Below are 24,329 nucleotides of genomic sequence, written 5' to 3'. Positions count from 1 at the left end.
TCGAGCGGGACAACCGTGGTGGAGCCGGTCGGCGTCAGTCGTCGACCGGCTCCACGCGTATCGGGTCGCCGTCACGGATGGTGGCCAGCAGCCTGGGGTCGCCGTCGACGCGGCCCAGGACGTTGCACGGGCTGGCGAGACGGCATTCGTCGCCCTGGCTGATGGGCGTGGGGCCGTAGGGGAGCGCCAGTGCGTCACCGTCCATCCAGAAGACGACCGTGCCCGGCTCGACGACCTGCCGGGCGCCTGTTTCACGTGAAACCGACACTCCCGTGTCGAAGTACACCTCTTCGCCCCAGGTCCGGGCGGTGGAAACCAGCGGCAGCGTCTTGCTGAGGGCTTGGGTGGTCGGAGTGTCGTCGAGGGTCGCGGTGAGGTGCCCGGAGGGCCAGGAGATCCGGATCCGGGTCGGTGTGTGCGTCTGCATGCGGGAGATTCAACATTATGTTGAAGTTCCCGCCAAGGGTTGACGAGCATCACACGGGGCCCCCTCCGACCCTCGAATGTGCGTGCTGCATAATGGCTTGTGAATGTGAACGCTTTCACAAGCGTAGGTAAGGAGCGGCGACGTGGACCTGGCTCTGGCGCCGGAGACCCTGGCGCGATGGCAGTTCGGCATCACCACCGTCTACCACTTCCTGTTCGTCCCCCTGACGATCTCGCTGGCCGCGCTGACGGCCGGTCTGCAGACCGCCTGGGTGCGGACGGAGAAGGAGAAGTACCTCCGGGCGACCAAGTTCTGGGGGAAGCTCTTCCTGATCAACATCGCGATGGGCGTGGTGACGGGCATCGTGCAGGAGTTCCAGTTCGGCATGAACTGGTCCGACTACTCGCGCTTCGTCGGTGACGTCTTCGGTGCTCCGCTGGCCTTCGAGGCCCTCATCGCGTTCTTCTTCGAGTCCACCTTCATCGGCCTGTGGATCTTCGGCTGGGACAAGCTGCCGAAGAAGATCCACCTGGCCTGCATCTGGATGGTCTCGATCGGCACGCTGCTGTCGGCGTACTTCATCCTGGCCGCCAACTCCTGGATGCAGCACCCGGTCGGCTACCGGATCAACGAGTCCAAGGGCCGCGCCGAGCTCACCGACTTCTGGCTGGTACTCACCCAGAACACCGCGCTCAACCAGGTCTTCCACAGCTTCTCCGCCGCCTTCCTGACCGGAGGCGCCTTCATGGTGGGCATCGCCGCCTTCCACCTGCTGCGCAAGAAGCACATCCCCGTCATGCGGACCTCCCTCCGCCTCGGCCTCGTCACCGTCGCCGTCGGCGGCCTGCTCACCGCGGTCAGCGGCGACACGCTGGGCAAGGTCATGTACGAGCAGCAGCCGATGAAGATGGCCGCCGCCGAGGCGCTGTGGGACGGCGAGAAGCCGGCGCCCTTCTCGGTGTTCGCCTACGGGGACGTCGACGAGGGCCACAACAAGGTCGCCCTGGAGATTCCCGGACTGCTCTCCTTCCTGGCCCACAGCGACTTCGAGTCGTACGTGCCGGGCATCAACGACACCAACAAGGCGCTCCAGGAGAAGTTCGGCCCCGGCGACTACAAGCCCATCGTCCCCGTCGCCTACTGGGGCTTCCGCTGGATGATCGGGTTCGGCATGGCGTCGTTCTCGATCGGCCTGCTCGGACTGTGGCTCACCCGCAAGAAGTTCCTGCTGCCGGCCGCCTGGCGCACCGGCGACGACGAGGTGCCGCATCTGGTGCTGCTGCGCAAGCCGCTGCAGCCGCGTCTCACCCGCCTGTGGTGGCTGGCGGCGGTCTGGACGATGGCCTTCCCGCTGATCGCCAACGCGTGGGGCTGGATCTTCACCGAGATGGGCCGTCAGCCCTGGGTCGTCTACGGGCTGTTCCAGACGCGGGACGCGGTCTCCCCCGGCGTCTCCCAGGCCGAGGTCCTCACCTCGATGCTCGTCTTCACCACGTTGTACGCCGTCCTCGCCGTGATCGAGGTCAAGCTGCTCGTGAAGTACGTCAAGGCCGGGCCGCCCGAGCTCACCGAGGCCGACCTCAACCCGCCCACGAAGATCGGCGGCGACTCCCGGGACGCCGACAAGCCGATGGCCTTCTCGTACTAGGCCGAGGGAGCTGCACAGTCATGGAACTGCACGACGTCTGGTTCGTCCTGATCGCCGTCCTGTGGACCGGCTACTTCTTCCTGGAGGGCTTCGACTTCGGGGTCGGGGTGCTCACGCGGCTGCTGGCCCGCAACCGGCCCGAGAAGCGGGTCCTGATCAACACCATCGGGCCCGTCTGGGACGGGAACGAGGTGTGGCTGCTCTCGGCGGGCGGCGCGACCTTCGCCGCCTTCCCCGAGTGGTACGCCACGCTCTTCTCCGGCTTCTACCTGCCGCTGCTGCTGATCCTGGTCTGCCTGATCGTCCGGGGCGTGGCCTTCGAGTACCGCGTGAAGCGGCCCGAGGAGACGTGGCAGCGCAACTGGGAGACGGCGATCTTCTGGACCTCGCTCCTGCCGGCCTTCCTGTGGGGCGTGGCCTTCGGCAACATCGTGCGGGGCGTGAAGATCGACCAGGACTTCAACTACGCCGGTGGGGTCCTGGACCTGCTCAATCCGTACGCGCTGCTGGGCGGTCTGGTCACGCTGACGCTGTTCACCTTCCACGGGACGGTGTTCGTCGGCCTCAAGACCGTCGGGGAGATCCGGGAACGGGCGCGGACGCTGGCACTGCGGGTCGGCGCGGTCACCGCCGTGCTGGCGCTCGCCTTCCTGCTCTGGACGCAGGCAGAGCGCGGTGACGGCGCGTCGCTGGTCGCGCTGGTCGTGGCCGTGGCGGCGCTGGTCGCGGCCCTGGGTGCCGCACGGGCGGGGCGTGAGGGCTGGGCGTTCGCCCTGTCGGGCGTCACGATCGTCGCCACCGTGGCGATGCTGTTCCTGACGCTGTTCCCGAACGTCATGCCGTCCACGCTGAACGCGGACTGGAGCCTGACGGTCACCAACGCCTCGTCCAGCCCGTACACGCTGAAGATCATGACCTGGTGCGCCGGGATCGCCACCCCTGTGGTCCTGCTCTACCAGAGCTGGACGTACTGGGTCTTCCGCAAGCGGATCGGCACCCAGCACCTTGCCGATCCCGTGCACTGAGGTGTGTTTCACGTGAAACCGATCGATCCGCGTCTGCTCCGGTACGCCCGTGCCACCCGGGTGTTCCTGGTGGCCGTCGTTGCCCTCGGTGCGCTGGGGGCGGGGCTGGTCATCACGCAGGCCATGCTCATCGCCGAGGTGGTGGTCGGGGCGTTCCAGCACCGCATGACGGTGTCCGACCTCACCACTCCCCTGGTGCTGCTGGCCGCCGTGGCGGCCGGGCGGGCGCTGGTCGGCTGGCTGACGGAACTCGCCGCCCATCGGGCGAGTGCGGCGGTGAAGTCGGAGCTGCGGGGGCGGTTGCTGGAGCGTGTGGCCTCCCTGGGACCGGGGTGGCTGGGCGGGCAGCGGACCGGTTCGCTGGTCGCCCTGGCCACCCGGGGTGTCGACGCACTGGACGACTACTTCGCGCGGTACCTGCCGCAGCTGGGTCTCGCAGTGGTCGTGCCGGTGGCGGTGCTGGCGCGGATCGTCACCGAGGACTGGGTCTCCGCGGCGATCATCGTGGGCACTCTGCCGCTCATCCCGGTCTTCATGGTGCTGATCGGCTGGGCGACCCAGTCCCGGATGGACCGTCAGTGGCGGCTGCTGTCGCGGCTGTCCGGGCACTTCCTTGACGTGGTCGCCGGGTTGCCGACGCTGAAGGTCTTCGGCCGGGCCAAGGCGCAGGCGGAGTCGATCCGGCAGATCACCGGCGCATATCGGCGGGCGACCATGCGGACGCTGCGGATCGCTTTCCTGTCGTCCTTCGCGCTCGAACTCCTCGCGACGATCTCGGTGGCACTGGTCGCCGTGACCGTCGGCATGCGGCTCGTGCACGGCGAGATGGACCTGTCCATCGGCCTGGTCATCCTGATCCTGGCGCCCGAGGCGTATCTGCCGCTGCGGCAGGTCGGCGCGCAGTACCACGCGGCGGCGGAGGGGCTGGCGGCGGCCGAGGAGATCTTCGAGGTCCTGGAGACTCCCCTGCCGGTGTCCGGCTCCGCGCCCGTGCCGGAGGGCGCGCTGTCCTTCGAGGACGTCACCGTCCGGTACCCGGGCCGCTCCACGGACGCCGTCTCGCGGATCTCCTTCACCGTCGAACCCGGGGAGACGGTCGCCCTGGTCGGCCCCAGCGGTGCGGGCAAGTCGACCCTGCTGGACGTGCTCCTCGGGTTCGTCCGGCCCATCGGGGGACGGGTCCGGGTCGGCGGGACCGATCTGGCGGACGCCGACCTGGAGCAGTGGCGGTCCCGGATCGCCTGGGTTCCTCAGCGCCCGCACCTGTACGCCGGGACGATCGCCGAGAACGTGCGGCTGGCACGGCCCGACGCGGACGACGGCGCGGTACGGCGGGCGCTGCGGGACGCCGGTGCACTGGAGTTCGTGGACGCGCTGCCCGAGGGTGCCGGAACGGTGCTCGGCGAGGGCGGGGCGGGGCTGTCGGCCGGGCAGAGGCAGCGGCTGGCGCTGGCCCGGGCGTTCCTCGCGGACCGGCCCGTGCTGCTGCTCGACGAGCCGACCGCTGCGCTGGACGGGGCCACCGAGGCGGAGGTCGTGGCAGCGGTGCGGCGGCTGGCGGCCGGCCGGACGGTGCTGCTCGTGGTGCACCGGCCCGCGCTGCTGGAGGTGGCGGACCGGGTGGTGCGCCTGGGGGAGCCCGAGACGCCCGCCGCCGCGGTGGTCCGGCCTGCCGTCCGAGAAGGCGGGGCGCGTCCGGCCGTTGCCGCGCAGCCGCCCGTTCCCCCGGAAACCCTCGACCGGCCCGCACCGGGAGGGGTCCTCGGACGGGTGCGTGCCGTGTCCGGGGCCCGGCGCGGCCGGCTGGGGCTCGCACTCCTCCTCGGTGTGCTCGCACTGGGCAGCGCGGTCGGGCTCATGGCCACGTCGGGATGGCTCATCTCGCGGGCCTCGCAGCAGCCGCCCGTGCTCTATCTGATGATGGCCGTGACGGCCACGCGGGCGTTCGGCATCGGGCGGGCCGTGTTCCGGTACGCCGAGCGTCTGGTGTCGCACGACGCCGTGCTGCGGATGCTGGCCGATACCCGGGTCGCGGTGTTCCGCAGGCTGGAGCGGCTGGCCCCGGCCGGGCTGCACCGCACCCGCCGGGGCGACCTGCTCTCCCGCCTGGTCGCCGATGTGGACGCGCTCCAGGACTACTGGCTGCGCTGGCTGCTGCCGGCCGGGTCCGCGCTCGTCGTGTCGGCCGTCTCCGTCGGCTTCACGGCGTGGTTGCTGCCCGAGGCGGGTGTCGTGCTCGCGGCCGGGCTGCTCGCCGCCGGAGTGGGCGTGCCCCTGGTCACGGGGGCTGTCGCCCGGCGGGCCGAGCACCGGCTCGCTCCCGCCCGCGGGGTGCTCGCCACGCGGGTGACCGACCTGCTCACCGGCACGGCGGAACTCGCCGTCGCGGGCGCGTTGCCCGCGCGGGTCGGGCAGACGCGCGAGGCCGACAGGGCGCTCACCCGGATCGCCTCGCGCGCCGCCACCGCCACGGCCCTCGGAGACGGGCTCACCGCGCTGGTGTCGGGCCTGACCGTCACGGCGGCCGCCCTGGCCGGTGTGCAGGCGGTCGCGGCCGGACGGCTGGACGGCGTGGCCCTGGCCGTCGTCGTCCTCACCCCGCTGGCCGCGTTCGAGGCCGTGCTCGGGCTGCCGCTCGCCGTGCAGTACCGGCAGCGCGTCCACCGCAGTGCCGGGCGGGTCTTCGAGGTCCTGGACGCCCCGGAACCGGTACGGGAGCCGGAGCGGCCCCTGCGGGCACCCGCGTCGCCCTTCCCGGTCGTTGTTGAGGGCCTGGCGGCCCGGCACGCGGGCCAGGACCGGGACGCCCTCGGCGGAGTGGACCTGACCCTCGAGGAGGGCCGCCGGATCGCCGTGGTGGGGCCTTCCGGCTCCGGCAAGACGACTCTGGCGCAGGTGCTGCTGAGGTTCCTCGACGCACGGGCCGGCGCGTACACCCTTGCGGGCGTCGACGCGCACGGGCTGGCCGGGGACGACGTGCGGGCGAGGGTCGGGCTGTGCGCGCAGGACGCCCACCTCTTCGACAGCTCCCTGCGCGAGAACCTGCTGCTCGCCAGGAAGGACGCCGACGAGGAGGACCTGTGGGCGGTGCTCGACCGGGTCAGGCTGCTGGACTGGGCCCGCACCCTGCCGGACGGGCTCGACACGCTGGTCGGTGAGCACGGTGCGCGGCTGTCGGGCGGGCAGCGGCAGCGGCTGGCCCTGGCGCGGGCCCTGCTCGCCGACTTCCCCGTCCTGGTGCTGGACGAGCCGGCCGAGCACCTCGACCTGCCGACCGCCGACGCCCTCACCGCCGACCTGCTGGCCGCCACCGAGGGCCGCACCACGCTGCTCATCACGCACCGGCTGGCCGGACTGGACGCCGTGGACGAGGTGGTCGTGCTCGACGCGGGACACGTCGTGCAGCGCGGCCGGTACGCCGAACTGGTGGACCGGGAGGGCCCGTTGCGGCGCATGGCGGAGCGGGAGGCGGCGGTGGAGCCGCTCGTGGGCGCAGCGTAGTCCGCCGCGCAGCCGAGGCCGCCCCGGCCGGTCCGCCTGGGCCGTTCGGGGCAGCCGGTCCCCCGGCCGTACGACGAGAACAGGACCGGGCGGCCGGGGCGGGTGACGATCGCTGACATGCGCTCATATCGCCGTCATCGTCTGCTGGTTCCGGTGCTGCTGTGCGGGCTGGCCGTCCTCGCGGCCCGGCCGGGATCGGCCGACGAGGAGTACGGCACCGGCACCGGAGCCGGCGGCACGGAATCGGCCTCGGGCGGGCTCAGCGCCGAGGTGGTCCGGCTGTACGAGGAGGCCGCCGTCGCGACCCGGCAGTACGAGGCGGGCCGTGCGGAGGCCGAGGAGCAGCGGGACAGAGCGCGGCGGGCGGAGGACCTGCTGGACGCGCAGCGGGAGCACATCGCGGCCCTGCACGAGGACCTGGGCCGGATCGCCCGGGCGCAGTACCGGGGCAGCGGGGGACTGCCCGTGGCGGCGCAGATGATCCTCGCCGACGGCCCCGACGCCCTGATGCGGGGTCAGCACGCCTTCGCACAGGCGGATCTGGCACTGAACAACGCGATCAGCAGGAGCAGCCGCGCCGAGGCACGGCTCGCCGCGGACGAGGCGAGGGCGGCGGCGCTGTGGGAGCGGCTGGAGAAGCGGAACGCCCAGCTCGCCGCGTTGAAGGCGGGAATCGAGGAGAAGCTCGCATCGGCCCGCGAGCAGCTCCAGGGAGAGGCGGACGCCGCCGTCGCCGCGGGCTCCTGCCCGGGAGCCGTCCGGCTCGACCAGCCGGCGACGGGCTTCACCAGCGCCTGGGTCGCACCCGTAGAGACGTACGAACTGTCCGCGTCCTTCGGCAGCGGTGGTGCGCGGTGGTCGAACCGGCACACCGGGCAGGACTTCGCGGTGCCGATCGGGACGCCCGTGCGGGCCGTGGGCGCGGGCCGCGTGGTGAGCGTGTCCTGCGGCGGCGCCTTCGGCATCCAGATCGTGCTGAAGCACGCGGGCGGCTACTACACGCAGTACGCCCACCTCTCGGCCGTCGCGGTCGACCAGGGCGAACTCGTCGAACCGGGCCAGTGGATCGGCCAGTCCGGCACCACCGGGAACTCCACGGGACCGCACCTGCACTTCGAGGCCCGGGTCACGCCCGAGACGGGTTCGGCGGTGAACCCGGTCTCCTGGCTGGACGCCCGCGGCGTGTCACTGTGACCGGACGAGCCACCCGCCGGATCTCGCCCGGGGCCTGCGGGCCGCCCGCTACCGGCGTTCGGCCAGGAGCCGCTCGATCACGACCGCCACGCCGTCCTCGTTGTTCGCGACCGTCCGGCCGGAGGCGGCGGCGATCACGTCCGGGTGGGCGTTGCCCATCGCGTACGACCGGCCGGCCCAGGTCAGCATCTCCACGTCGTTCGGCATGTCGCCGAAGGCGACGACCTCCTCGTGGGAGATGCCGCGCTCGGCGCAGCACAGGGCGAGCGTGCTCGCCTTGGACACCTCGGGGCCGCTGATCTCCAGCAGGGCGCTGGGGCTGGAGCGGGTGACGTTGGCGCGATCGCCGATGGCGAGGCGGGCCAGGGTCAGGAAGGCGTCCGGGTCGATCTCGGGGTGGTAGGCGAGGATCTTCAGCACCGGCTCGCCTGCGGCGCGGTGGTGGGCCGACAGCAGCTCCTCGGCCGGGGCGAGGCTGTCCGGTATCTCCATGTGCAGCTTCGGGTACGCCGGCTCCTGGTAGAAGCCGTAGGTCTGCTCGACCGCGTACACCGTGCCGGGCGCGGCATCCCGCAGCAGCCGGACGGCGTCCAGGGCGTTCTCCCGGGCCAGCTCGCGGACCTTCACGAAACGGTGGGCACCGGGGCCGCCGTGCAGGTCCACCACGGCGGCGCCGTTCCCGCAGATCGCCAGGCCGTGGCCGTGGACATGGGCGCTGACGACGTCCATCCAGCGGGCCGGGCGGCCGGTGACGAAGAAGACCTCGATGCCCGCCTCCTCCGCGGCGGCCAGGGCCGCGACCGTGCGCGGGGAGACCGACTTGTCGTCACGCAGCAGGGTGCCGTCGAGGTCGGTGGCGATCAGTCGCGGCGGGACGGTCTCGGCCGCGGTCTCGGGCTGTCGGGTCGCTGAAGTCACCCGGCCATTGTCCCGCATATGCCTGCACGGACGGGCGGGTGTGCGCACAGGTGAGTGGATACGGCTTCCCACCGGGCGGCCTCGCGGCTCACCGCAGCTGCGCCGGCGCCTCCATCGCGATCTGCTCGAAGACCTTCTGCTCCGCGGCGAACTGCGAGTCGGGGATCGGCCAGTGGACCACGAGCTCGGTGAAGCCCAGCTCCACGTGCCGGCCGGCGAAGTCGACGAAGGCGTCCAGGGACGCCAGCGGCCCCGGGCGATCCGGGGCGAAGCCGGTGAGCAGGATCTTGTCGAGGCCGTTCACGTCCCGGCCGGTCTCGGCGCAGATGTCGGTCAGCTTCTCCACCTGCCGGCGAATGGCCTGAACCGACTGCTCCGGAGTGCCGTTCTCGAACAGCTTCGGGTCGCCGGTGGTGACCCAGGCCTGTCCGTGCCGGGCGGCGAGGCGCAGCCCGCGCGGCCCGGTGGCGGCCACCGCGAAGGGCAGCCGGGGCCGCTGCACGCAACCGGGGATGTTCCGTGCCTCGTGGGCCGAGTAGAAGTCACCCTCGTACGACACGGCGTCCTCGCTGAGCAGCCGGTCGAGCAGGGGGACGAACTCGGCGAAGCGGTCGGCGCGCTCGCGCGGGGTCCAGGGCTCCTGGCCGAGTGCCGTGGCGTCGAAACCGGAGCCGCCCGCACCTATGCCCAGGGTGATCCGCCCTCCCGAGATGTCGTCGAGGGAGATCAGCTCCTTGGCGAGGGTCACCGGGTGCCGGAAGTTCGGCGAGGTCACGAGGGTGCCCAGCCGCATCCGCTCGGTGACGGCCGCGGCGGCGGTGAGGGTCGGGACGGCGCCGAACCACGGTCCGTCCCGGAAGGTGCGCCAGGACAGGTGGTCGTAGGTGTACGCGGCGTGGAAGCCGAGCTGCTCCGCCCGCGTCCAGGCCGCACGGCCGCCCTCGTGCCAGCGGCGGTAGGGCAGGATCACGGTGCTCAGGTGCAGACTCATGCCGTCGAGCCTAAAGGAGGCCGGCGGGGCGGCCGTGTTTCACGTGAAACAGTCACCACGCGTCGCGGACTGCGCGCAGTCCGTCAGTGGGGTCCAGGGAAGCGCAGATATCCCGGCGGCACCGCTTCGGTCAGCCACACGCCGTTCTCGCTCACCTGGAAGACATGGCCGTCGCGGTGCATGGCGGCCGCGTCCACGCCGAGCACGACCGGCCGTCCCCGGCGGGCGCCCACCCGGGTGGCCGTCTCGCGGTCGGGTGAGAGGTGCACGGCATGCCGGCTCATCGGCCGGAGACCTTCGGCCCGGATCGCCTCCAGATGGCGGGCGACGGTGCCGTGGTAGAGGTGGGCCGGCGGGGTCGCCGGTGACAGACCGAGGTCGACCTCGACGCTGTGGCCCTGGCTGGCGCGGATCCGGCTGCCCTGCACGGCGAACCGCCGCTTGTCGTTGGTGGCCACGACCTGGTCCAGCTCGTCCCGGGAGAACCGGAAGCCGTGTGCGGCGGCCGCGGCGATCAGGGTGTCGATCTCCACCCAGCCGGCCTCGTCGAGCGTCAGACCGATCCGCTCGGGTTGGTGGCGCAGGTGCTTGGAGAGGTACTTCGACACCTTCACGGTGCGTCTTTCGTCCATCCCACCAGGGTGCTGGAGAGACGTGAATCACGCGATCGAGTTTTGTCCACCACGTTTGATCCACAGCCAAGTGGTGTTATCCACAGGAAGAGTGGGCTTCGCTGTGGACAACTGGTGCTTCCCCGCCGGGTGTTGGCGCCCTCTCACACGGGCGGCTTGACCCGGGCGATCCCGCGCAGCAGCCCCGGAGCGACCCGGGCCAGCAGTCGGGCGCCCCGCGCCTCCGGTGTCACCGGCACCACCGCGGCATCGCGTGCCACCGCCCGCAGGATCGCGCGGGCCACCTTCTCCGGCGGGTAGTTGCGCAGCCCGTACAGACGGGCGGCGCGCTGCTGGAGCCGCTTCTCCTCCCGGGCGTCGACCCCGGCGAACCGTGCCGTGGACGTGATGGCCGTGTTCACGAAACCGGGGCAGACTGCCGTCACCCCGATCCCCTGGCCGGCGAGTTCCGCCCGCAGGCACTCGCTGAGCATCAGCACGGCCGCCTTCGAGGTGCTGTACGCCGGAAGCGCGCGGGAGGGCTGGTAGGCCGCGGCGGAGGCCACGTTCACGATGTGGCCGCCCTGTCCGCGCTCGGCCATCCGCCGGCCGAAGACCCGGCAGCCGTGGATGACACCCCACAGGTTGACGTCGAGGACCTTCCTCCACTCCTCGGGCGTGGTGTCGAAGAAGGAGCCCGACAGCCCGATTCCGGCGTTGTTCACGAGCACGTCGACCACACCGTGGTCGGCGGTGACCTTCTCGGCGAGCTTCTCCATGCCCTGCTCGTCGGACACGTCGGCCGTCTCCGCCCAGGCCCCGGCCGCGCCCGCCGCGCGCGCCGACGCGGCCGTGCGGACGGCCGCCTCCGCGTTGCGGTCGACCGCCACCACGCGCGCTCCCGCAGCGGCGAACGCGAGCGCCGTCGCCCGTCCGATGCCGCTGCCCGCGCCGGTGACCAGCACGAGCTGCCCCGCGAAGCGCTCGGCGTGCTCCCCGCTCGCCGGCACCGGTGGGTGCCCGGCCTCGACGGACGTCACGAACGCGCCGATCCACGAGGCGAGCAGGTCCGGGCGGGTCCGTGGGACCCAGTGCCCCGCCTGCACGGTCCTGCGGGTCAGCTGCGGAACCCACTGCTCCAGCTCGTCGGTGAGTCGCTCCGAGAGGAACCGGTCCTCCAGCGGGGTCACGAGCTGCACGGGCGCGTGGGCACGGGCGTCGGTGCGGGGAACCCGCAGCCGGGACCGCACGTTGTCCCGGTACAGCCAGGCGCCGTGGGCCGCGTCCGAGGGCAGCGAGGGGAGCGGGTAGTCGCCTGCCGGCACCTTCTCGACGCGCTCCAGCACCTTGGGCCAGCGCTTGCCGAGCGGGCCGCGCCAGGCCAGCTCGGGCAGCAGGGGCGTCTGGAGGAGGTAGACGTACCAGGACCGGGCGCCCTGTCCGAGCAGCTGGCCGATCCGGCGCGGGGTGGGCCGGCTCAGGCGCCGCGTGATCCAGTGGCCGAAGTGATCCAGGGAGGGACCGGAGATCGACGTGAACGAGGCGATGCGCCCCTCCGTGCGCCGCACGGTGGTGAACTCCCAGGCCTGCACCGACCCCCAGTCGTGGCCGACCAGATGCACCGGCCGGCCGGGGCTCACCGCGTCCACGACGGCCAGGAAGTCGTCCGTCAGCTTCTCCAGCGTGAATCCGCCGCGCAGCGGCCGCGGCGCCGTCGACCGGCCGTGGCCGCGGACGTCGTACGCCACCACGTGGAAGTCACCGGCGAGCCGCGCGGCGACCTCCGACCACACCTCCTTGGTGTCGGGGTAGCCGTGCACCAGGACGACCGTGGGCCGTGCCGGGTCCCCCAGCTCGGCCACGCACAGCTCGACCCCGCCGGTCCGGACCCTGCGCTCGCGCGCGCCCCTGAGCAACGTCATCCGGCGAATCTGGCAGTTGTTAGAGAGTTCGTCAATAGGGCGCCCCGAGCCCCGCTACCCCGGGAGAAGCAGGTCCCCTAAGGGCGCCTAATACTCCAGGCTGACCCCAAGACAGCTCTGCGGAGTGACGACCTCCTCGTGGACGGCCCCTACCGTCGAAGCGTGACTGTGATCGCGACCGAAAGCCTGAGCAAGCGGTTCCCCCGGGTGACCGCGCTTGACCGGCTCTCCGTGGACGTCGGGCCCGGTGTGACCGGACTCGTCGGAGCCAACGGGGCCGGCAAGTCCACACTGATCAAGATCCTGCTGGGTCTGTCCCCCGCCACGGAGGGCCGCGCCGCAGTGCTCGGCCTCGACGTCGCCACCCAGGGCGCCGCCATCCGCGAACGCGTCGGGTACATGCCCGAGCACGACTGCCTGCCGCCGGACGTCTCGGCCACCGAGTTCGTCGTCCACATGGCGCGGATGTCCGGCCTGCCCGCCACGGCCGCGCGCGAGCGCACCGCCGACACCCTGCGCCACGTGGGTCTGTACGAGGAGCGGTACCGCCCCATCGGCGGCTACTCCACCGGCATGAAGCAGCGGGTGAAGCTCGCGCAGGCCCTGGTGCACGACCCGCAGCTGGTCTTCCTGGACGAGCCGACCAACGGCCTGGACCCGGTCGGCCGGGACGAGATGCTCGGCCTGATCCGCCGCATCCACACCGACTTCGGCATCTCGGTCCTGGTCACCTCGCACCTGCTGGGCGAACTGGAGCGCACCTGCGACCACGTCGTCGTGGTGGACGGCGGCAAGCTCCTGCGCTCCAGCTCCACCACGGACTTCACCCAGACCACGACCACCCTGGCCATCGAGGTCACCGACTCCGACGAACACCCGGACGGCACCCGCGCGGTCCGTGAGGCGCTGCACGCGCGCGGGGTGAGCGTCGAGGACGGCAGCGGCCTGCCGGGCGCCGGCCACATCCTCCTGCTCACCGCGCAGGGCGAGGAGACGTACGACCTGGTCAGAGACGTGATCGCCGATCTCGGACTCGGCCTGGTGCGCATGGAGCAGCGCCGGCACCACATCTCCGAGGTCTTCACCACCGGCGACCGGAACGAGCAGCGGAAGGAGGCGGTCGGCCATGGCGGTTGAGCACTCCACGGGGGCGCCCGCCCCGGCACCGGGTGACCAGACCCGCATCCACAACATCGGCTACCGCAGCTACGACGGACCGCGCCTCGGCCGCGCCTACGCCCGCCGCTCGCTGTACTCGCAGTCCCTGCGCGGCTCCTACGGCCTCGGCCGCTCGGTGAAGTCCAAGGTGCTGCCGATGCTGCTGTTCGTGGTGATGTGCGTGCCCGCGGCCATCATGGTCGCCGTCGCGGTCGCCACGAAGGCCAAGGAACTGCCCCTGGACTACACGCGCTACGCGATCGTCATGCAGGCGGTCATCAGCCTGTACGTCGCCTCGCAGGCGCCCCAGTCGGTCTCGCGGGACCTGCGCTTCAGGACCGTACCGCTGTACTTCTCGCGGCCCATCGAGACCGCCGACTACGTCCGCGCCAAGTTCGCGGCGCTGGCCTCGGCGCTGTTCATCCTGACGGCCGCCCCGCTGCTCGTGCTCTACGTGGGCGCTCTCCTGGCCAAGCTCGACTTCGCCGACCAGACCGAGGGATTCGGACAGGGACTGGTGTCCGTGGCGCTGCTCTCCCTGCTCTTCGCCGGCATCGGCCTGGTCATCGCGTCCTTCACCCCGCGCCGCGGCTTCGGCATCGCGGCCGTGATCGCCGTGCTGACCATCACCTACGGCGCCGTCTCCACCCTCCAGGCCATCGCCGACGCCCAGGGCAGCGGCGACGCCGTGCCGTGGATCGGGCTGTTCTCGCCGATCACCATCGTCGACGGGGTGCAGTCCGCGTTCCTGGGCGCGACCTCCGCCTCCCCCAGCGGGGTGGGCCCGAGCACCGCCGAGGGCGTCGCCTACGTCCTCGTCGCCCTGGGCCTGATCGCGGCGAGCTACGGCCTCCTGATGCGCCGCTACAAGAAGGTGGGACTGTGACCACGCTCAGCATCGACCACGTCTCCCGCTGGTTCGGCAACGTGGTCGCCGTCAACGACATCACCATGACCATCGGACCCGGCGTCACGGGCCTGCTCGGGCCCAACGGCGCCGGCAAGTCCACCCTCATCAACATGATGGGCGGCTTCCTCGCCCCCTCCACGGGCACGGTCACCCTCGACGGCAGGCCCGTCTGGCGCAACGAGGAGATCTACCGGCACATCGGCGTCGTCCCCGAGCGGGAGGCGATGTACGACTTCCTCACCGGCAAGGAGTTCGTCCTCGCCAACGCCGAACTGCACGGACTGGGCGCCAAGGCGGCCCAGAGGGCCCTGGCCACCGTGGAGATGGAGTACGCGCAGGACCGCAAGATCCAGACGTACTCCAAGGGCATGCGCCAGCGCGTGAAGATGGCGAGCGCCCTGGTGCACGACCCCGCGCTCCTGCTGCTCGACGAGCCCTTCAACGGCATGGACCCGCGCCAGCGCATGCAGCTGATGGACCTGCTGCGGCGGATGGGCGACGAGGGCCGCACGGTGCTGTTCTCCTCCCACATCCTCGAAGAGGTCGAGCAGCTCGCCTGGCACATCGAGGTCGTCGTCGCCGGCCGGCACGCCGCCAGCGGTGACTTCCGCAAGATCCGCCGCCTGATGACCGACCGGCCGCACCGCTACCTGGTGCGCTCCAGCGACGACCGCGCCCTCGCGGCCGCGCTGATCGCCGATCCGTCGACGTCCGGCATCGAGGTCGACCACGCCGAGGGCGCGCTGCGCATCCAGGCCGTCGACTTCGGCCGCTTCACCGCGCTGCTGCCCAAGGTCGCCAGGGACCACGGCATCCGGCTGCTCACGGTCTCGCCGTCCGACGAGTCCCTCGAGTCCGTCTTCTCGTACCTGGTCGCGGCGTAGGAGGCCCTGATGTACGACCCCACAGTCGCCCGGCTCACCTACCGGGCCCTGCTCGGCCGGCGCCGGGCCCTCATCCTGGGCGCCCTGCCGCTGCTGCTGATCGTGATCGCCGTGGCGGTGCGCGGCCTGGCCGGAGCGGACGACCAGACCGCGGCGGATCTGCTGGGCGGGCTCGCCCTGGCGACGATGGTGCCGATCATCGGCGTCATCGCGGGCACCGGCGCGATCGGCCCGGAGATCGACGACGGCTCGGTGGTGTACCTGCTGTCCAAGCCGATCAAGCGGCCGACGATCATCTTCACCAAGCTCATCGTGGCCGTCGCGGTGACCATGGTGTTCTCGGCGGTGCCGACGCTCGTCGCCGGGTTCATCCTGAACGGCAACGGCCAGCAGGTCGCGGTCGCCTACACGGTGGCGGCGCTGGTCGCGTCCATCGCCTACGCGGCGCTGTTCCTGCTGCTCGGCACGGTCTCGCGGCACGCGGTGGTGTTCGGCCTGGTGTACGCCCTGGTCTGGGAGGCGCTGTTCGGCTCCCTGGTGCCGGGGGCGCGCACGCTGAGCGTCCAGCAGTGGTCGCTGGCCGTCGCCCAGAAGGTGTCCGGCGGGGACCTGGTCTCCTCCGACGTCGGCCTGACCACGGCGACGGTGCTGCTGGTGGCCGTCACCGTGCTGGCCACCTGGTACGCGGGGCAGAAGCTGCGCTCCCTCACCCTCGCCGGCGAGGAGTGACGTGACCGGTGTGCCTCGACGGGCCTCGTCCCCGCCGAGGCACACCGGCAAGGCATACCGGCAAGGCACAACGGCGAGGCACACCGGCGAGCGCAGGATTTATTCGGTGGCGCCCGATGCGCCCGGCGGGCACAGTGGTCGTGTCCCCGCCGGGCGAGAGGCCCGGCGTCGGGGTCTGGGAGAGGAGCGGGACGGTGCCTCTGCACGGCAGTACGTCCAGCTCCCTTCAGGGCAGCCCGCGGCCGGTTCCGGAGTAGTCACCACCCCTCCGTGGAGCCCGCGCCGCACGGGGAGCTGCCCGGGGCGGCCGCTTCGAGCACGCGAACCGCACATCGCGTGGGCCGCCCACCCGGAGGATTGGCCGAGTGGTAAGGCACTGGCTTGCTGAGCCATGGTCGGGCTGGAAGGCCCGCGCACGTTCGATCCGTGCATCCTCCGCCGGAAGACCGCGTTCAGCCGAGCATCCGCTCCAGCACCACGGCGATGCCGTCCTCGTCGTTGGAGGACGTCACCTCGTCGGCGACCGCCTTGAGGTCCTCGTGGGCGTCCGCCATCGCGACGCCGTAGGCGGCCCAGCCGAACATCGGTATGTCGTTGGGCATGTCGCCGAATGCGATGGTGTCGGCCGCCTTCATCCCGAGCCGGCGGGCCGCCAGCGACAGCCCGGTCGCCTTGGACAGGCCGAGCGGGAGCAGTTCGACGATCCCCGCGCCCGCCATGACGACGGTGACGAAACCGCCCGCGATCCGCGAGGCGACCTCGCACAACTCGTCGTCCGAGAGGGTCGGGTGCTGGATGTACAGCTTGTTGAGGGGCGCGCTCCACAGGTCGGAGGCGTCCGTGAAGGGCGTGGCGGGCAGGGTGCCCTGCACGGCGTAGCCCGGGCCGACCAGCACCTCGCCGTCCAGGCCGTCACGGCTCGCCGCCATGTACAGCGGGCCGACCTCCGCCTCGATCTTGGCCAGCGCCACCCCCGCCAGCTGCCGGTCCAGCGTCACCGACGTCAGCAGCCGGTGCGCGCCGGCGTCGTAGACCTGCGCGCCCTGGCCGCAGACGGCCAGCCCCTGGTAGCCCAGGTCGTCCAGGATGTGCCGGGTCCAGGGGACCGCGCGGCCGGTGACGACGATGTGGGCCGCGCCCGCCGCGGTGGCGGCGGCGAGCGCGTCACGGGTGCGCCGGGAGACCGAGTCGTCGGAGCGCAGCAGCGTCCCGTCGAGGTCGGTCGCGACCAGCTTGTACGGAAGGACGGCGGTCACTTCGCCACCGGCTCCAGGACCTCGCGGCCACCGAGGTAGGGCCGCAGCACCTCGGGCACGCGCACCGAGCCGTCGGGCTGCTGGTGGTTCTCCAGGATCGCCACGATCGTGCGCGGGACGGCGCAGAGCGTGCCGTTGAGCGTGGCCAGCGGCTTGACCTGCTTGCCGTCACGGACCCGGATCGACAGCCGGCGGGACTGGAACTCGGTGCAGTCCGAGGTCGAGGTCAGCTCGCGGTACTTGCCCTGGGTCGGGATCCACGCCTCGCAGTCGTACTTGCGGGCCGCCGAGGCGCCGAGGTCGGCGCTCGCCACGTCGATCACCCGGAACGGCAGCTCCAGCGAGGTCAGCCACTGCTTCTCCCACTCCAGCAGGCGCTGGTGCTCGGCCTGGGAGTCCTCGGGGGAGACGTAGGAGAACATCTCGACCTTGTCGAACTGGTGCACGCGGAAGATGCCCCGGGTGTCCTTGCCGTGCGAGCCGGCCTCGCGGCGGAAGCAGGGCGAGAAGCCCGCGTAGCGCAGCGGGAGGCGGTCGGCGTCGAGGATCTCGTCCATGTGGTACGCCGCCAGCGGCACCTCGGACGTGCCGACCAGGTAGAGGTCGTCGTCGGCGAGGTGGTAGACGTCCTGGGCGGCCTGGCCGAGGAAGCCCGTGCCCGCCATGGACTGGGGCCGGACCAGGGCCGGGGTCAGCATCGGCGTGAAGCCGGCCGCGCCGGCCTGGGCCATCGCCGCGTTGACCAGGGCGAGCTCGAGCAGGGCGCCCACGCCGGTCAGGAAGTAGAAGCGCGAGCCGGAGACCTTGGCGCCGCGCTCGACGTCGATCGCGCCGAGGATCTGCCCGAGCTGCAGGTGGTCCTTGGGCTCGAAGCCCTCGGCGGCGAAGTCGCGGATCGTGCCGTGCGTCTCCAGGGTGACGAAGTCCTCCTCGCCGCCCACCGGCACGTCCGGGTGGACGAGGTTGCCGAGGCGGAGGAGGAGTTCCTGGGTCTCGGCTGCCGCCGCGTCGCGGTCGGCGTCGGCGGCCTTGACGTCGGCGGCCAGCTGACCGGCCTTCTTCAGCAGCTCGGCCTTCTCGTCCCCGCTCGCCTTGGGGATGAGCTTGCCGAGCGCCTTCTGCTCGGCGCGCAGCTCGTCGAAGCGGACGCCGGACGACCTGCGCCGCTCGTCGGCAGACAGGAGGGAGTCGACGAGCGCGACGTCCTCTCCACGGGCGCGCTGCGACGCGCGCACACGGTCGGGGTCCTCACGGAGCAGGCGAAGGTCAATCACGCGCCCAAGGCTACCGGTGTGGGGTGACCACCTACGACTCCGTATTCCACGCGCCCTTTACGGGGCGTTATGACCGAATTGCGCAGCGTGTCAATATGGGTCGCCCGGCTCCCCGGAACGGGGCACCCGGCGAGCGTCGCCTTGACTCGAATTCCTTGCGGCGGGCGGGACTTGGGCCTCGGTTGTCCACAGCGGTCCACACCGTCGGAGAAGTTATCCACAGGCTGTGTGGAAGATCTGTGGACTTCGGAATGGATCACTCCGGAAGCACCGAACTCTCTGGGAAATTCCCAGGACAAACCCTCCCTACCCTCACTTTCGAGTGGAAAGGGGTCACCTCGAAGGGTGATGCATGGGGAAACGGTGGACGAAGGGTGACCTGCCCGCCGATGGCCGCATCGAGGCCAAGAAGGGTGATTTGTCGACTGACTCACGCTTCGTTGTCGACTTGTCCCCAGGTCGAGAAGCGGACCTGTGGATAACTTCTGTGGACAACGACTGTCAGCAGGTACGACCGGCTCTAGAAGCGGCCGTCCTGGCAGCGCGCGACCCAGTCGGCCGCCGCCACGAACTCGTCGTCCGAGGTGCCCGGCCGCGGCGGCTGCAGTTCTCCCGGCCGCACGTCCGCGCGCGGGTACGAGCCGAGGTACCGCACCTGAAGGCAGATGCGCTTCAGGCCCATCAGCGCCTCGGCGACCCGGCGGTCGGAGATGTGGCCCTCGGCGTCGATGCAGAAGCAGTAGTTGCCGATGCCCGCGCCGGTGGGCCGGGACTGGAGCAGCATCAGGTTGATGCCGCGGGTGGCGAACTCACCCAGCAGGTCGCGCAGGCCGCCGGGGTGGTCGTCGCGCTGCCACAGCACGACGGACGTCTTGTCCGCGCCGGTCGGCGCCGCCGGCCGGGCGGGGCGGCCGACCAGCACGAACCGGGTCTGGGCGTTCTCGGCGTCGTGGATGCCGGTCTCCAGGGCTTCCAGACCGTACCGGGCGGCCGCGAACTCCCCGGCGAAAGCGGCGTCGTAGCGGCCCTCCTGGACCAGCCGGGCGGCGTCGGCGTTCGAGGCGGCCGACTCCCAGTGGGTCTCCGGCAGGTGCTTGCGCATCCAGTTGCGTACCTGGGGCTGGGCGGCCGGGTGCGCGGAGACGGTCTTGATGTCCGACAGCTTCGTGCCCGGACGCACCAGCAGCGCGAAGGTGATGGACAGCAGCACCTCGCGGTAGATCATCAGCGGGGCGCCGGCGACCAGCTCGTCGAGGGTGGTGGTGATGCCGCCCTCGACCGAGTTCTCGATCGGCACGAACGCGGCCTCGGCCTCGCCTGCGCGGACCGCGTCGAGCGCGGACTGGACGGACACGTACGGGATGAGCTCCCGGGTGGCGGCCTCGGGAAGCGTGCGCAGGGCGACTTCGGTGAAGGTGCCCTCGGGGCCGAGATACGCATAGCTCGCTGGCATGACCTCACCCTAATGGGCCCGCGGAAGCCCCGTTTCCCCCTGCGCGCACTCCGTCCGGCGCTCAGCCCTCCAGCAGCCGCTGCCCCACGTACTCGCCCTCCGGGGCCCCGCCCGGCACCGCGAACAGCCCGCTCGACTCGTGCCGGACGAACTGCGACAGGGCGTCGCCCCGGTCGAGCTTGCGCTGCACCGGCACGAAGCCGCGCAGCGGATCGGCCTGCCAGCAGATGAAGAGCAGACCCGCGTCGGGCGTCCCGTCGGGGTCGATGCCGTCGTGGAAGGAGAACGGGCGGCGCAGCATGGCGGCGCCGCCGTTCTGGTCGGGCCGGGTGATCCGGGCGTGGGCGTTGATCGGCACGACGAGGTTGCCCTGGGCGTCCGTCTTCTCCAGGTCCATCGCCGTCGTCTCGGTCCCCCCGGACAGGGCTGCCCCGTCCGACTTGCGGCGCCCGATGACGTTCTCCTGGGCCGTGACCGAGAGCTTCTCCCAGTCGTCCAGGAGCATCCGGATGCGGCGGACGACGGCGTAGGAGCCGTTCGCCATCCAGGCGGGTTCACCCGTTTCGGGGACGAAGATCCGGCGGTCGAAGTCGGCCTCGTCCGGCTTCGGGTTCCGAGTGCCGTCGATCTGGCCCATCAGGTTGCGGGCCGTCATGGGGTGGGCGGTGGCACCGGGCGAGCGGTTGAAGCCGTTCATCTGCCAGCGCACCCGGGCGGCCCGGCCCGCGTCCTTCTGGATCGCGCGCAGGGCGTGGAAGGCGACCAGCGCGTCGTTCGCGCCGATCTGCACCCACAGGTCACCGTTGCTGCGGTTCTTGTCGAGGCGATCGGAGGAGAACTCGGGCAGCGGGTCCAGGGCGACCGGCCGCTGCTTCTCCAGGCCGGTGCGGGCGAAGAAGCTGTGACCGAAACCGAAGGTGATCGTCAGCGACGAGGGCCCGGCGTCGCGGGCCACGCCGGTGTCGTCCTGTGCGCTCGGCTCGCCCGCCATCAACCGCCGGGCCGTCTCCGACCAGCGGCGCAGCAGGGCGGCCGCCTCTTTGCGGCCCGCGCCCGCGGTGAGGTCGAAGGCCACGAGATGGCCGCGGGCCTGGAGCCCGTCGGTGATGCCGGGCTGATGTTTCCCGTGAAACATCGACCGGCCGGTGCCGAGTGAGGTGAGGGGGGCGGCCGCCTCGGACGGGGCGGCCGCGTGGCCCACCGCGGCACCGGCGGTGCCGAGCACGAGCCCGGTGGCACCGGCGGTGCCCAGCAGACGCCGCCGGGAGATGCCCTCCCCGGCCGGGGCCGCCGCGGTCTCCCCCGGCACGGTGCCGGGGGTGCGGGCCTGCGGAATGGACTGGTCAGCCATGGTGGTTCAGCCGATCTGCGCGTTCTTGGTGACGGTCACCTCGTCGATGTCGGAGGTCCGCACGGTCACGTCGACCTGCCAGTCGCCGGCCATGGGGATCTGCACTCCGTTCGCCGACCAGTGTCCGGTAGCGATGTGGTCCGGGACGACGGGCAGCGGCCCGATGTCCTTGGCCTTGAGGGTGAAGTCGACCTTCACCTCGGGGATGTCGAACGCCCGGCCGTTGGGCCGCTCCACGTAGACGTGCATCTCGTTGTCGCCCGGGCGGGCGGGGTCGATGTCGATCGTGACGACGCCCTTGCCGTCCTCGCCGCCGGTGTCGAAGGGCATGTTCAGGGTGAGCGCCCCGGACGTGCCCGACTCGGCGGAGGCGGCGGCGGAGGACTGCGTGGCCGCCTTGGCCTCCTCCTCCGTGCGTCCCGGTTCGGTCTGCGTCAGCACGGTGGTCACGGCGAGCAGGACGACGGCGACCCCGGCCTCGGCCAGCACGGAGCGGCGCAGTCCGGAGCGGTTCGGATCGGCGTCCCGGATCTTCCTCTGCCGGGCGGCGTCCCGGGCGGCCTGCTGCCGGGCGAGCTGGGCGGCCCGGCGGGCGTCGGCGGGCTCGGACGCGCCGGCGTCCGCCGAGGCCTCCGGCCCGGTGCCGACCCGTGCCGTCTCCCGCTCCTCGGCAGCGGGCGGTGCGGTCTGCGCCAGCCGGCCCGTCCACCGCCGCGAGATCCACGCGACCCCGACGAGCACGACGACCAGGGCGATCTTGGCCAGGAGCAGCCGGCCGTACCGGGTGTCGGTGAAGGCCGTCCAGGAGCCGAGCTGACGCCACGACTGGTAGACGCCGGTCACGATCAGGACGACGACGCTGCCGAACGCCAGCCGGGAGAACCGGTGGACGGCCGGAGCGCCGACGGGTGAGGCGGCGGGCGCCCGGTACAGGGCGACCAGCAGCGCGCCCAGTCCTCCGAGCCAGGCGGCGGCGGCCAGCAGGTGCAGCACGTCGACCGGCATGGCGATCCCCGCCTGGAGCCCGACCGAGGCGTGCTCGGACATCGCCCAGCTCGCCGCGATCCCGGCCGCCACGACGGCACCGCCGATCGAGAGCCCGAAGGTGAGGTCCCGCCGCTCCTGCGGGTCCTCGCGCTTGTCGTACGCCCCGAACAGCACGGCGATGAACAGCGCCGCCGCGGCGAGCAGCAGCAGCCGGGAGACCAGGGCCGCGCCGGTCTTGGTCTGGAGCACCTGCCCGAGCAGGGACAGGTCGAAGACGTCGGAGACCTTCCCGGAGCCGGTGAAGGACCCGCGCAGGAGCAGCAGGGCCAGGGTCGCCGCGGTGAGGGCGACCCAACCGGAGACGACGTACCGCTGCACCGGTCGCACCCCCGAGCCGCGCGGCCAGCAGGCCAGCACGAAGGCGGCACCGCCGGCCATCACCAGGAAGCCGGCGTAGGACGCGTACCGGCCGAAGCCGTAGAGCCAGCCGACCACCCCGTCGTCGGTGGTCTGGCCGGAGACGGACACGGACGTCTTGGAGGGGGCGCCGATGGAGAAGGTGTACGCGCCCGCGACGGGATGGCTGTCGGCCGACACGACCTGGTACGCCACGGTGTAGGTCCCGTCGGGCAGCCCCGAGTGCAGCCGCACGGCGTACGTCGTGCCGCTGACGTTGGACGGCTCGCCGGTGTCGACGCGCTTGCCCTCGGGGTCCAGGACGCGCAGCGAGTCGTCGGACACCGCTACCTGCTCGGAGAAGGTGAGCGAGATGCGGGCGGGGGCCTGGTCGACCACCGCCCCCTGCCCGGGGTCGCTGCCGGTGACCGCGGCGTGCGCGGAGGCCGGTCCGGCGCCGGCGAACAGGGCGCAGGCGGCGGCCAGGAGCAGCAGCACCAGGATCCGGACGCGGCGGGGGGCGATGGTCTGCGTCACAGGGGTCCCTCCCTCAGTGTCCGGTCTTCGGGGTGTAGGTCGCCGGCTTCACCGGCATCCGCACCGTGACGGGCGCGGAGTGGGCGAAGCGCAGTTCGACGGAGACCGTCTGGCCTTCCTTCGGCTTGCGCTTCAGCTGCTCGAACATCAGGTGGTCGCCGCCGCTGCGCAGCTCCAGCCGGCCGCCCGCGGGGATCTCCAGGCTCTCGACCTCCTGCATCGCCCCGTCGACGGTCTCGTGCACGGTGACCCGGCCGATGTCGCTGGTGACCCCGGTCAGTTCGTCGTCGGCGCTGCCCTTGTTGGTGACGGTGAGGAAGCCGGCCGCCATGTCACCGGACATCGGCTGCGGCATGTAGGCCGAGCCGACGGAGAGTTCCGCCTTGCCGGAGCCGGAGCCGGAGCCGGAGCCGGAGTCGCTGCCGGAAGCGTCGCCGCCGCAGCCGGCCAGGGCGAGCGCCCCGGCTATGGCGAGGGCGGCCGGACCGGTGCGCCTCACGGCTTCTCCCCCTTGACCAGTGCGGGCAGGTCCTTGGTGTAGTCGTCGACGGTCGCGTCCTCGCCGTAGAGCACGTACCCGCCGTCGGTCTTCGGCGAGAACGCGATGACCTGGGTGCCGTGTTCCGAGACGAGCTTGCCGTTCTTGTCCTTGCGGGTCGGCTCGATGCTGATGCCGAGGGTGCGGGCGCCGGCCTGGATGGTGGGGAAGTCCCCGGTGAGGCCGACGAAGGAGGGGTCGATGCCCTTGAGCCACGTGCCGAGTTCGGCCGCGGTGTCGCGCTCGGGGTCGGTGGTGACGAACACCACGCGCAGCTCGTCCTGTTCGGCCTTGGGCAGCTGCTTCTTGGCGACGGCGATGTTGTTCATCGTCAGCGGGCACACGTCGGGGCAGTGGGTGTAGCCGAAGTAGATCAGCGTGGGCTTGCCCGCGGTCTCCTTGCGGAGGTCGTACTTCTTGCCCCGGGTGTCGGTCAGGACCAGGTCCGGCTTCTCGAAGGGCCTGTCGAGGACGGTGGCGGCCTTCTTGCTGCCGGCCTCCTCGGAGACCACGGACACGGGCTTGCCGTTGTCGTCGCCGCTGCCGCACGCGGTCAGGGTCAGGGAAGCGGCGGCGAGCAGGGCGGCCGCGGCGAAGGTTGTGGTGCGCATAGAAAAAT

Annotated in this window: 20 protein-coding genes and 1 tRNA gene; 9 read left to right on the top strand and 12 right to left on the bottom strand. The window is 71.8% G+C overall.

The genetic code is table 11. From position 1 onward, the window contains the following. Window positions 1–34 precede the first annotated feature (34 nt). On the bottom strand, window positions 35–427 hold the full coding sequence (locus ACZ6ZN_RS20865) for a cyclophilin-like fold protein (protein WP_398109209.1): 393 nt from the start codon (window positions 425–427) through the stop codon (window positions 35–37). Between the two features lie 142 nt (window positions 428–569). On the opposite strand from ACZ6ZN_RS20865, the gene ACZ6ZN_RS20860 reads away from it, so the two are divergent. From ACZ6ZN_RS20860 to ACZ6ZN_RS20845, 4 genes are all read left to right on the top strand, one after another. Continuing rightward, window positions 570–2,075 carry a cytochrome ubiquinol oxidase subunit I gene (locus ACZ6ZN_RS20860; RefSeq protein ID WP_398109210.1) on the top strand — a complete coding sequence of 502 codons (1,506 nt, stop codon included), beginning with the start codon at window positions 570–572 and terminating at the stop codon, window positions 2,073–2,075. 20 nt (window positions 2,076–2,095) lie between these two features. Next, window positions 2,096–3,100: a cytochrome d ubiquinol oxidase subunit II gene (cydB, locus tag ACZ6ZN_RS20855; protein ID WP_469648293.1), complete on the top strand. Its 1,005-nt coding sequence runs from the start codon at window positions 2,096–2,098 to the stop codon at window positions 3,098–3,100. A gap of 12 nt (window positions 3,101–3,112) precedes the next feature. Next, a complete protein-coding gene (gene cydD, locus ACZ6ZN_RS20850) occupies window positions 3,113–6,601 on the top strand; it encodes a thiol reductant ABC exporter subunit CydD (RefSeq protein ID WP_469648291.1) in 3,489 nt (1,162 codons plus the stop codon). 117 nt (window positions 6,602–6,718) lie between these two features. Beyond that, the gene (locus ACZ6ZN_RS20845) at window positions 6,719–7,795 is read left to right on the top strand and encodes a M23 family metallopeptidase (protein ID WP_469648289.1); all 1,077 of its coding nucleotides are present in this window, start codon (window positions 6,719–6,721) and stop codon (window positions 7,793–7,795) included. 48 nt (window positions 7,796–7,843) lie between these two features. Here ACZ6ZN_RS20845 and ACZ6ZN_RS20840 read toward each other — a convergent pair whose 3' ends face one another. The 4 genes from ACZ6ZN_RS20840 to ACZ6ZN_RS20825 form a co-directional block, all read right to left on the bottom strand. Next, window positions 7,844–8,731: an HAD-IIB family hydrolase gene (locus ACZ6ZN_RS20840; RefSeq protein ID WP_398109361.1), complete on the bottom strand. Its 888-nt coding sequence runs from the start codon at window positions 8,729–8,731 to the stop codon at window positions 7,844–7,846. 70 nt (window positions 8,732–8,801) lie between these two features. Continuing rightward, window positions 8,802–9,704: an LLM class flavin-dependent oxidoreductase gene (locus ACZ6ZN_RS20835; protein WP_469648287.1), complete on the bottom strand. Its 903-nt coding sequence runs from the start codon at window positions 9,702–9,704 to the stop codon at window positions 8,802–8,804. An 83-nt stretch (window positions 9,705–9,787) separates the two neighbouring features. Beyond that, window positions 9,788–10,336: an RNA 2'-phosphotransferase gene (locus ACZ6ZN_RS20830; RefSeq protein ID WP_469648284.1), complete on the bottom strand. Its 549-nt coding sequence runs from the start codon at window positions 10,334–10,336 to the stop codon at window positions 9,788–9,790. Window positions 10,337–10,479: 143 nt separating this feature from the next. After that, on the bottom strand, window positions 10,480–12,237 hold the full coding sequence (locus ACZ6ZN_RS20825) for an SDR family oxidoreductase (protein WP_469648281.1): 1,758 nt from the start codon (window positions 12,235–12,237) through the stop codon (window positions 10,480–10,482). A 168-nt stretch (window positions 12,238–12,405) separates the two neighbouring features. Between ACZ6ZN_RS20825 and ACZ6ZN_RS20820 the strand changes: the two genes are divergently transcribed. The 5 genes from ACZ6ZN_RS20820 to ACZ6ZN_RS20800 all read left to right on the top strand — a co-directional run bounded on the left by ACZ6ZN_RS20820 (window position 12,406) and on the right by ACZ6ZN_RS20800 (window position 16,356). After that, window positions 12,406–13,374, top strand: a complete 969-nt coding sequence (locus ACZ6ZN_RS20820) for an ABC transporter ATP-binding protein (RefSeq protein WP_398109362.1) — start codon at window positions 12,406–12,408, stop codon at window positions 13,372–13,374. Then, a complete protein-coding gene (locus ACZ6ZN_RS20815) occupies window positions 13,364–14,281 on the top strand; it encodes an ABC transporter permease (RefSeq protein WP_398109217.1) in 918 nt (305 codons plus the stop codon). Before ACZ6ZN_RS20820 ends, ACZ6ZN_RS20815 begins: the two co-directional genes overlap by 11 nt. Further along, window positions 14,278–15,189, top strand: coding sequence for an ABC transporter ATP-binding protein (locus ACZ6ZN_RS20810; protein WP_451875989.1), 912 nt, complete (start codon window positions 14,278–14,280; stop codon window positions 15,187–15,189). Before ACZ6ZN_RS20815 ends, ACZ6ZN_RS20810 begins: the two co-directional genes overlap by 4 nt. Window positions 15,190–15,198: 9 nt before the next feature. After that, window positions 15,199–15,918: an ABC transporter permease gene (locus ACZ6ZN_RS20805; protein ID WP_333931693.1), complete on the top strand. Its 720-nt coding sequence runs from the start codon at window positions 15,199–15,201 to the stop codon at window positions 15,916–15,918. 351 nt (window positions 15,919–16,269) lie between these two features. Next, a tRNA-Ser gene (locus ACZ6ZN_RS20800) sits at window positions 16,270–16,356 on the top strand. Between the two features lie 14 nt (window positions 16,357–16,370). Here ACZ6ZN_RS20800 and ACZ6ZN_RS20795 read toward each other — a convergent pair. The 7 genes from ACZ6ZN_RS20795 to ACZ6ZN_RS20765 form a co-directional block, all read right to left on the bottom strand. Beyond that, on the bottom strand, window positions 16,371–17,174 hold the full coding sequence (locus ACZ6ZN_RS20795; RefSeq protein ID WP_469648277.1) for an HAD family hydrolase: 804 nt from the start codon (window positions 17,172–17,174) through the stop codon (window positions 16,371–16,373). After that, window positions 17,171–18,448, bottom strand: coding sequence for a serine--tRNA ligase (serS, locus tag ACZ6ZN_RS20790; protein WP_398109220.1), 1,278 nt, complete (start codon window positions 18,446–18,448; stop codon window positions 17,171–17,173). Before serS ends, ACZ6ZN_RS20795 begins: the two co-directional genes overlap by 4 nt. A 520-nt stretch (window positions 18,449–18,968) precedes the next feature. Next, window positions 18,969–19,901 (bottom strand): prephenate dehydratase, encoded by a 933-nt coding sequence (gene pheA / locus ACZ6ZN_RS20785; RefSeq protein WP_451875991.1) that lies wholly within the window; start codon window positions 19,899–19,901, stop codon window positions 18,969–18,971. A gap of 61 nt (window positions 19,902–19,962) precedes the next feature. Continuing rightward, on the bottom strand, window positions 19,963–21,252 hold the full coding sequence (gene efeB / locus ACZ6ZN_RS20780) for an iron uptake transporter deferrochelatase/peroxidase subunit (RefSeq protein WP_469648274.1): 1,290 nt from the start codon (window positions 21,250–21,252) through the stop codon (window positions 19,963–19,965). Window positions 21,253–21,258: 6 nt separating this feature from the next. Further along, window positions 21,259–23,172, bottom strand: coding sequence for a copper resistance CopC/CopD family protein (locus tag ACZ6ZN_RS20775; protein WP_469648271.1), 1,914 nt, complete (start codon window positions 23,170–23,172; stop codon window positions 21,259–21,261). Between the two features lie 13 nt (window positions 23,173–23,185). Further along, on the bottom strand, window positions 23,186–23,671 hold the full coding sequence (locus ACZ6ZN_RS20770; RefSeq protein WP_469648268.1) for a copper chaperone PCu(A)C: 486 nt from the start codon (window positions 23,669–23,671) through the stop codon (window positions 23,186–23,188). Beyond that, window positions 23,668–24,321, bottom strand: coding sequence for an SCO family protein (locus tag ACZ6ZN_RS20765; protein ID WP_451875995.1), 654 nt, complete (start codon window positions 24,319–24,321; stop codon window positions 23,668–23,670). Before ACZ6ZN_RS20765 ends, ACZ6ZN_RS20770 begins: the two co-directional genes overlap by 4 nt. Window positions 24,322–24,329 lie beyond the last annotated feature (8 nt).

Source organism: Streptomyces sp. NPDC053665 (assembly GCF_055585285.1).
Note: the sequence above shows the minus strand (reverse complement) of the source record. Positions and strands in the feature narration are given on the sequence as shown.

Coding starts and splice junctions, on each gene's coding strand:
- ACZ6ZN_RS20825 (WP_469648281.1), bottom strand. CDS start 12,237: ATGACGTTGCTCAGGGGCGCGCGCGAGCGCAGGGTCCGGACCGGCGGG.
- ACZ6ZN_RS20865 (WP_398109209.1), bottom strand. CDS start 427: ATGCAGACGCACACACCGACCCGGATCCGGATCTCCTGGCCCTCCGGG.
- ACZ6ZN_RS20835 (WP_469648287.1), bottom strand. CDS start 9,704: ATGAGTCTGCACCTGAGCACCGTGATCCTGCCCTACCGCCGCTGGCAC.
- ACZ6ZN_RS20805 (WP_333931693.1), top strand. CDS start 15,199: ATGTACGACCCCACAGTCGCCCGGCTCACCTACCGGGCCCTGCTCGGC.
- ACZ6ZN_RS20830 (WP_469648284.1), bottom strand. CDS start 10,336: ATGGACGAAAGACGCACCGTGAAGGTGTCGAAGTACCTCTCCAAGCAC.
- ACZ6ZN_RS20845 (WP_469648289.1), top strand. CDS start 6,719: ATGCGCTCATATCGCCGTCATCGTCTGCTGGTTCCGGTGCTGCTGTGC.
- cydB (WP_469648293.1), top strand. CDS start 2,096: ATGGAACTGCACGACGTCTGGTTCGTCCTGATCGCCGTCCTGTGGACC.
- efeB (WP_469648274.1), bottom strand. CDS start 21,252: ATGGCTGACCAGTCCATTCCGCAGGCCCGCACCCCCGGCACCGTGCCG.
- ACZ6ZN_RS20815 (WP_398109217.1), top strand. CDS start 13,364: ATGGCGGTTGAGCACTCCACGGGGGCGCCCGCCCCGGCACCGGGTGAC.
- ACZ6ZN_RS20840 (WP_398109361.1), bottom strand. CDS start 8,731: ATGCGGGACAATGGCCGGGTGACTTCAGCGACCCGACAGCCCGAGACC.
- ACZ6ZN_RS20765 (WP_451875995.1), bottom strand. CDS start 24,321: ATGCGCACCACAACCTTCGCCGCGGCCGCCCTGCTCGCCGCCGCTTCC.
- pheA (WP_451875991.1), bottom strand. CDS start 19,901: ATGCCAGCGAGCTATGCGTATCTCGGCCCCGAGGGCACCTTCACCGAA.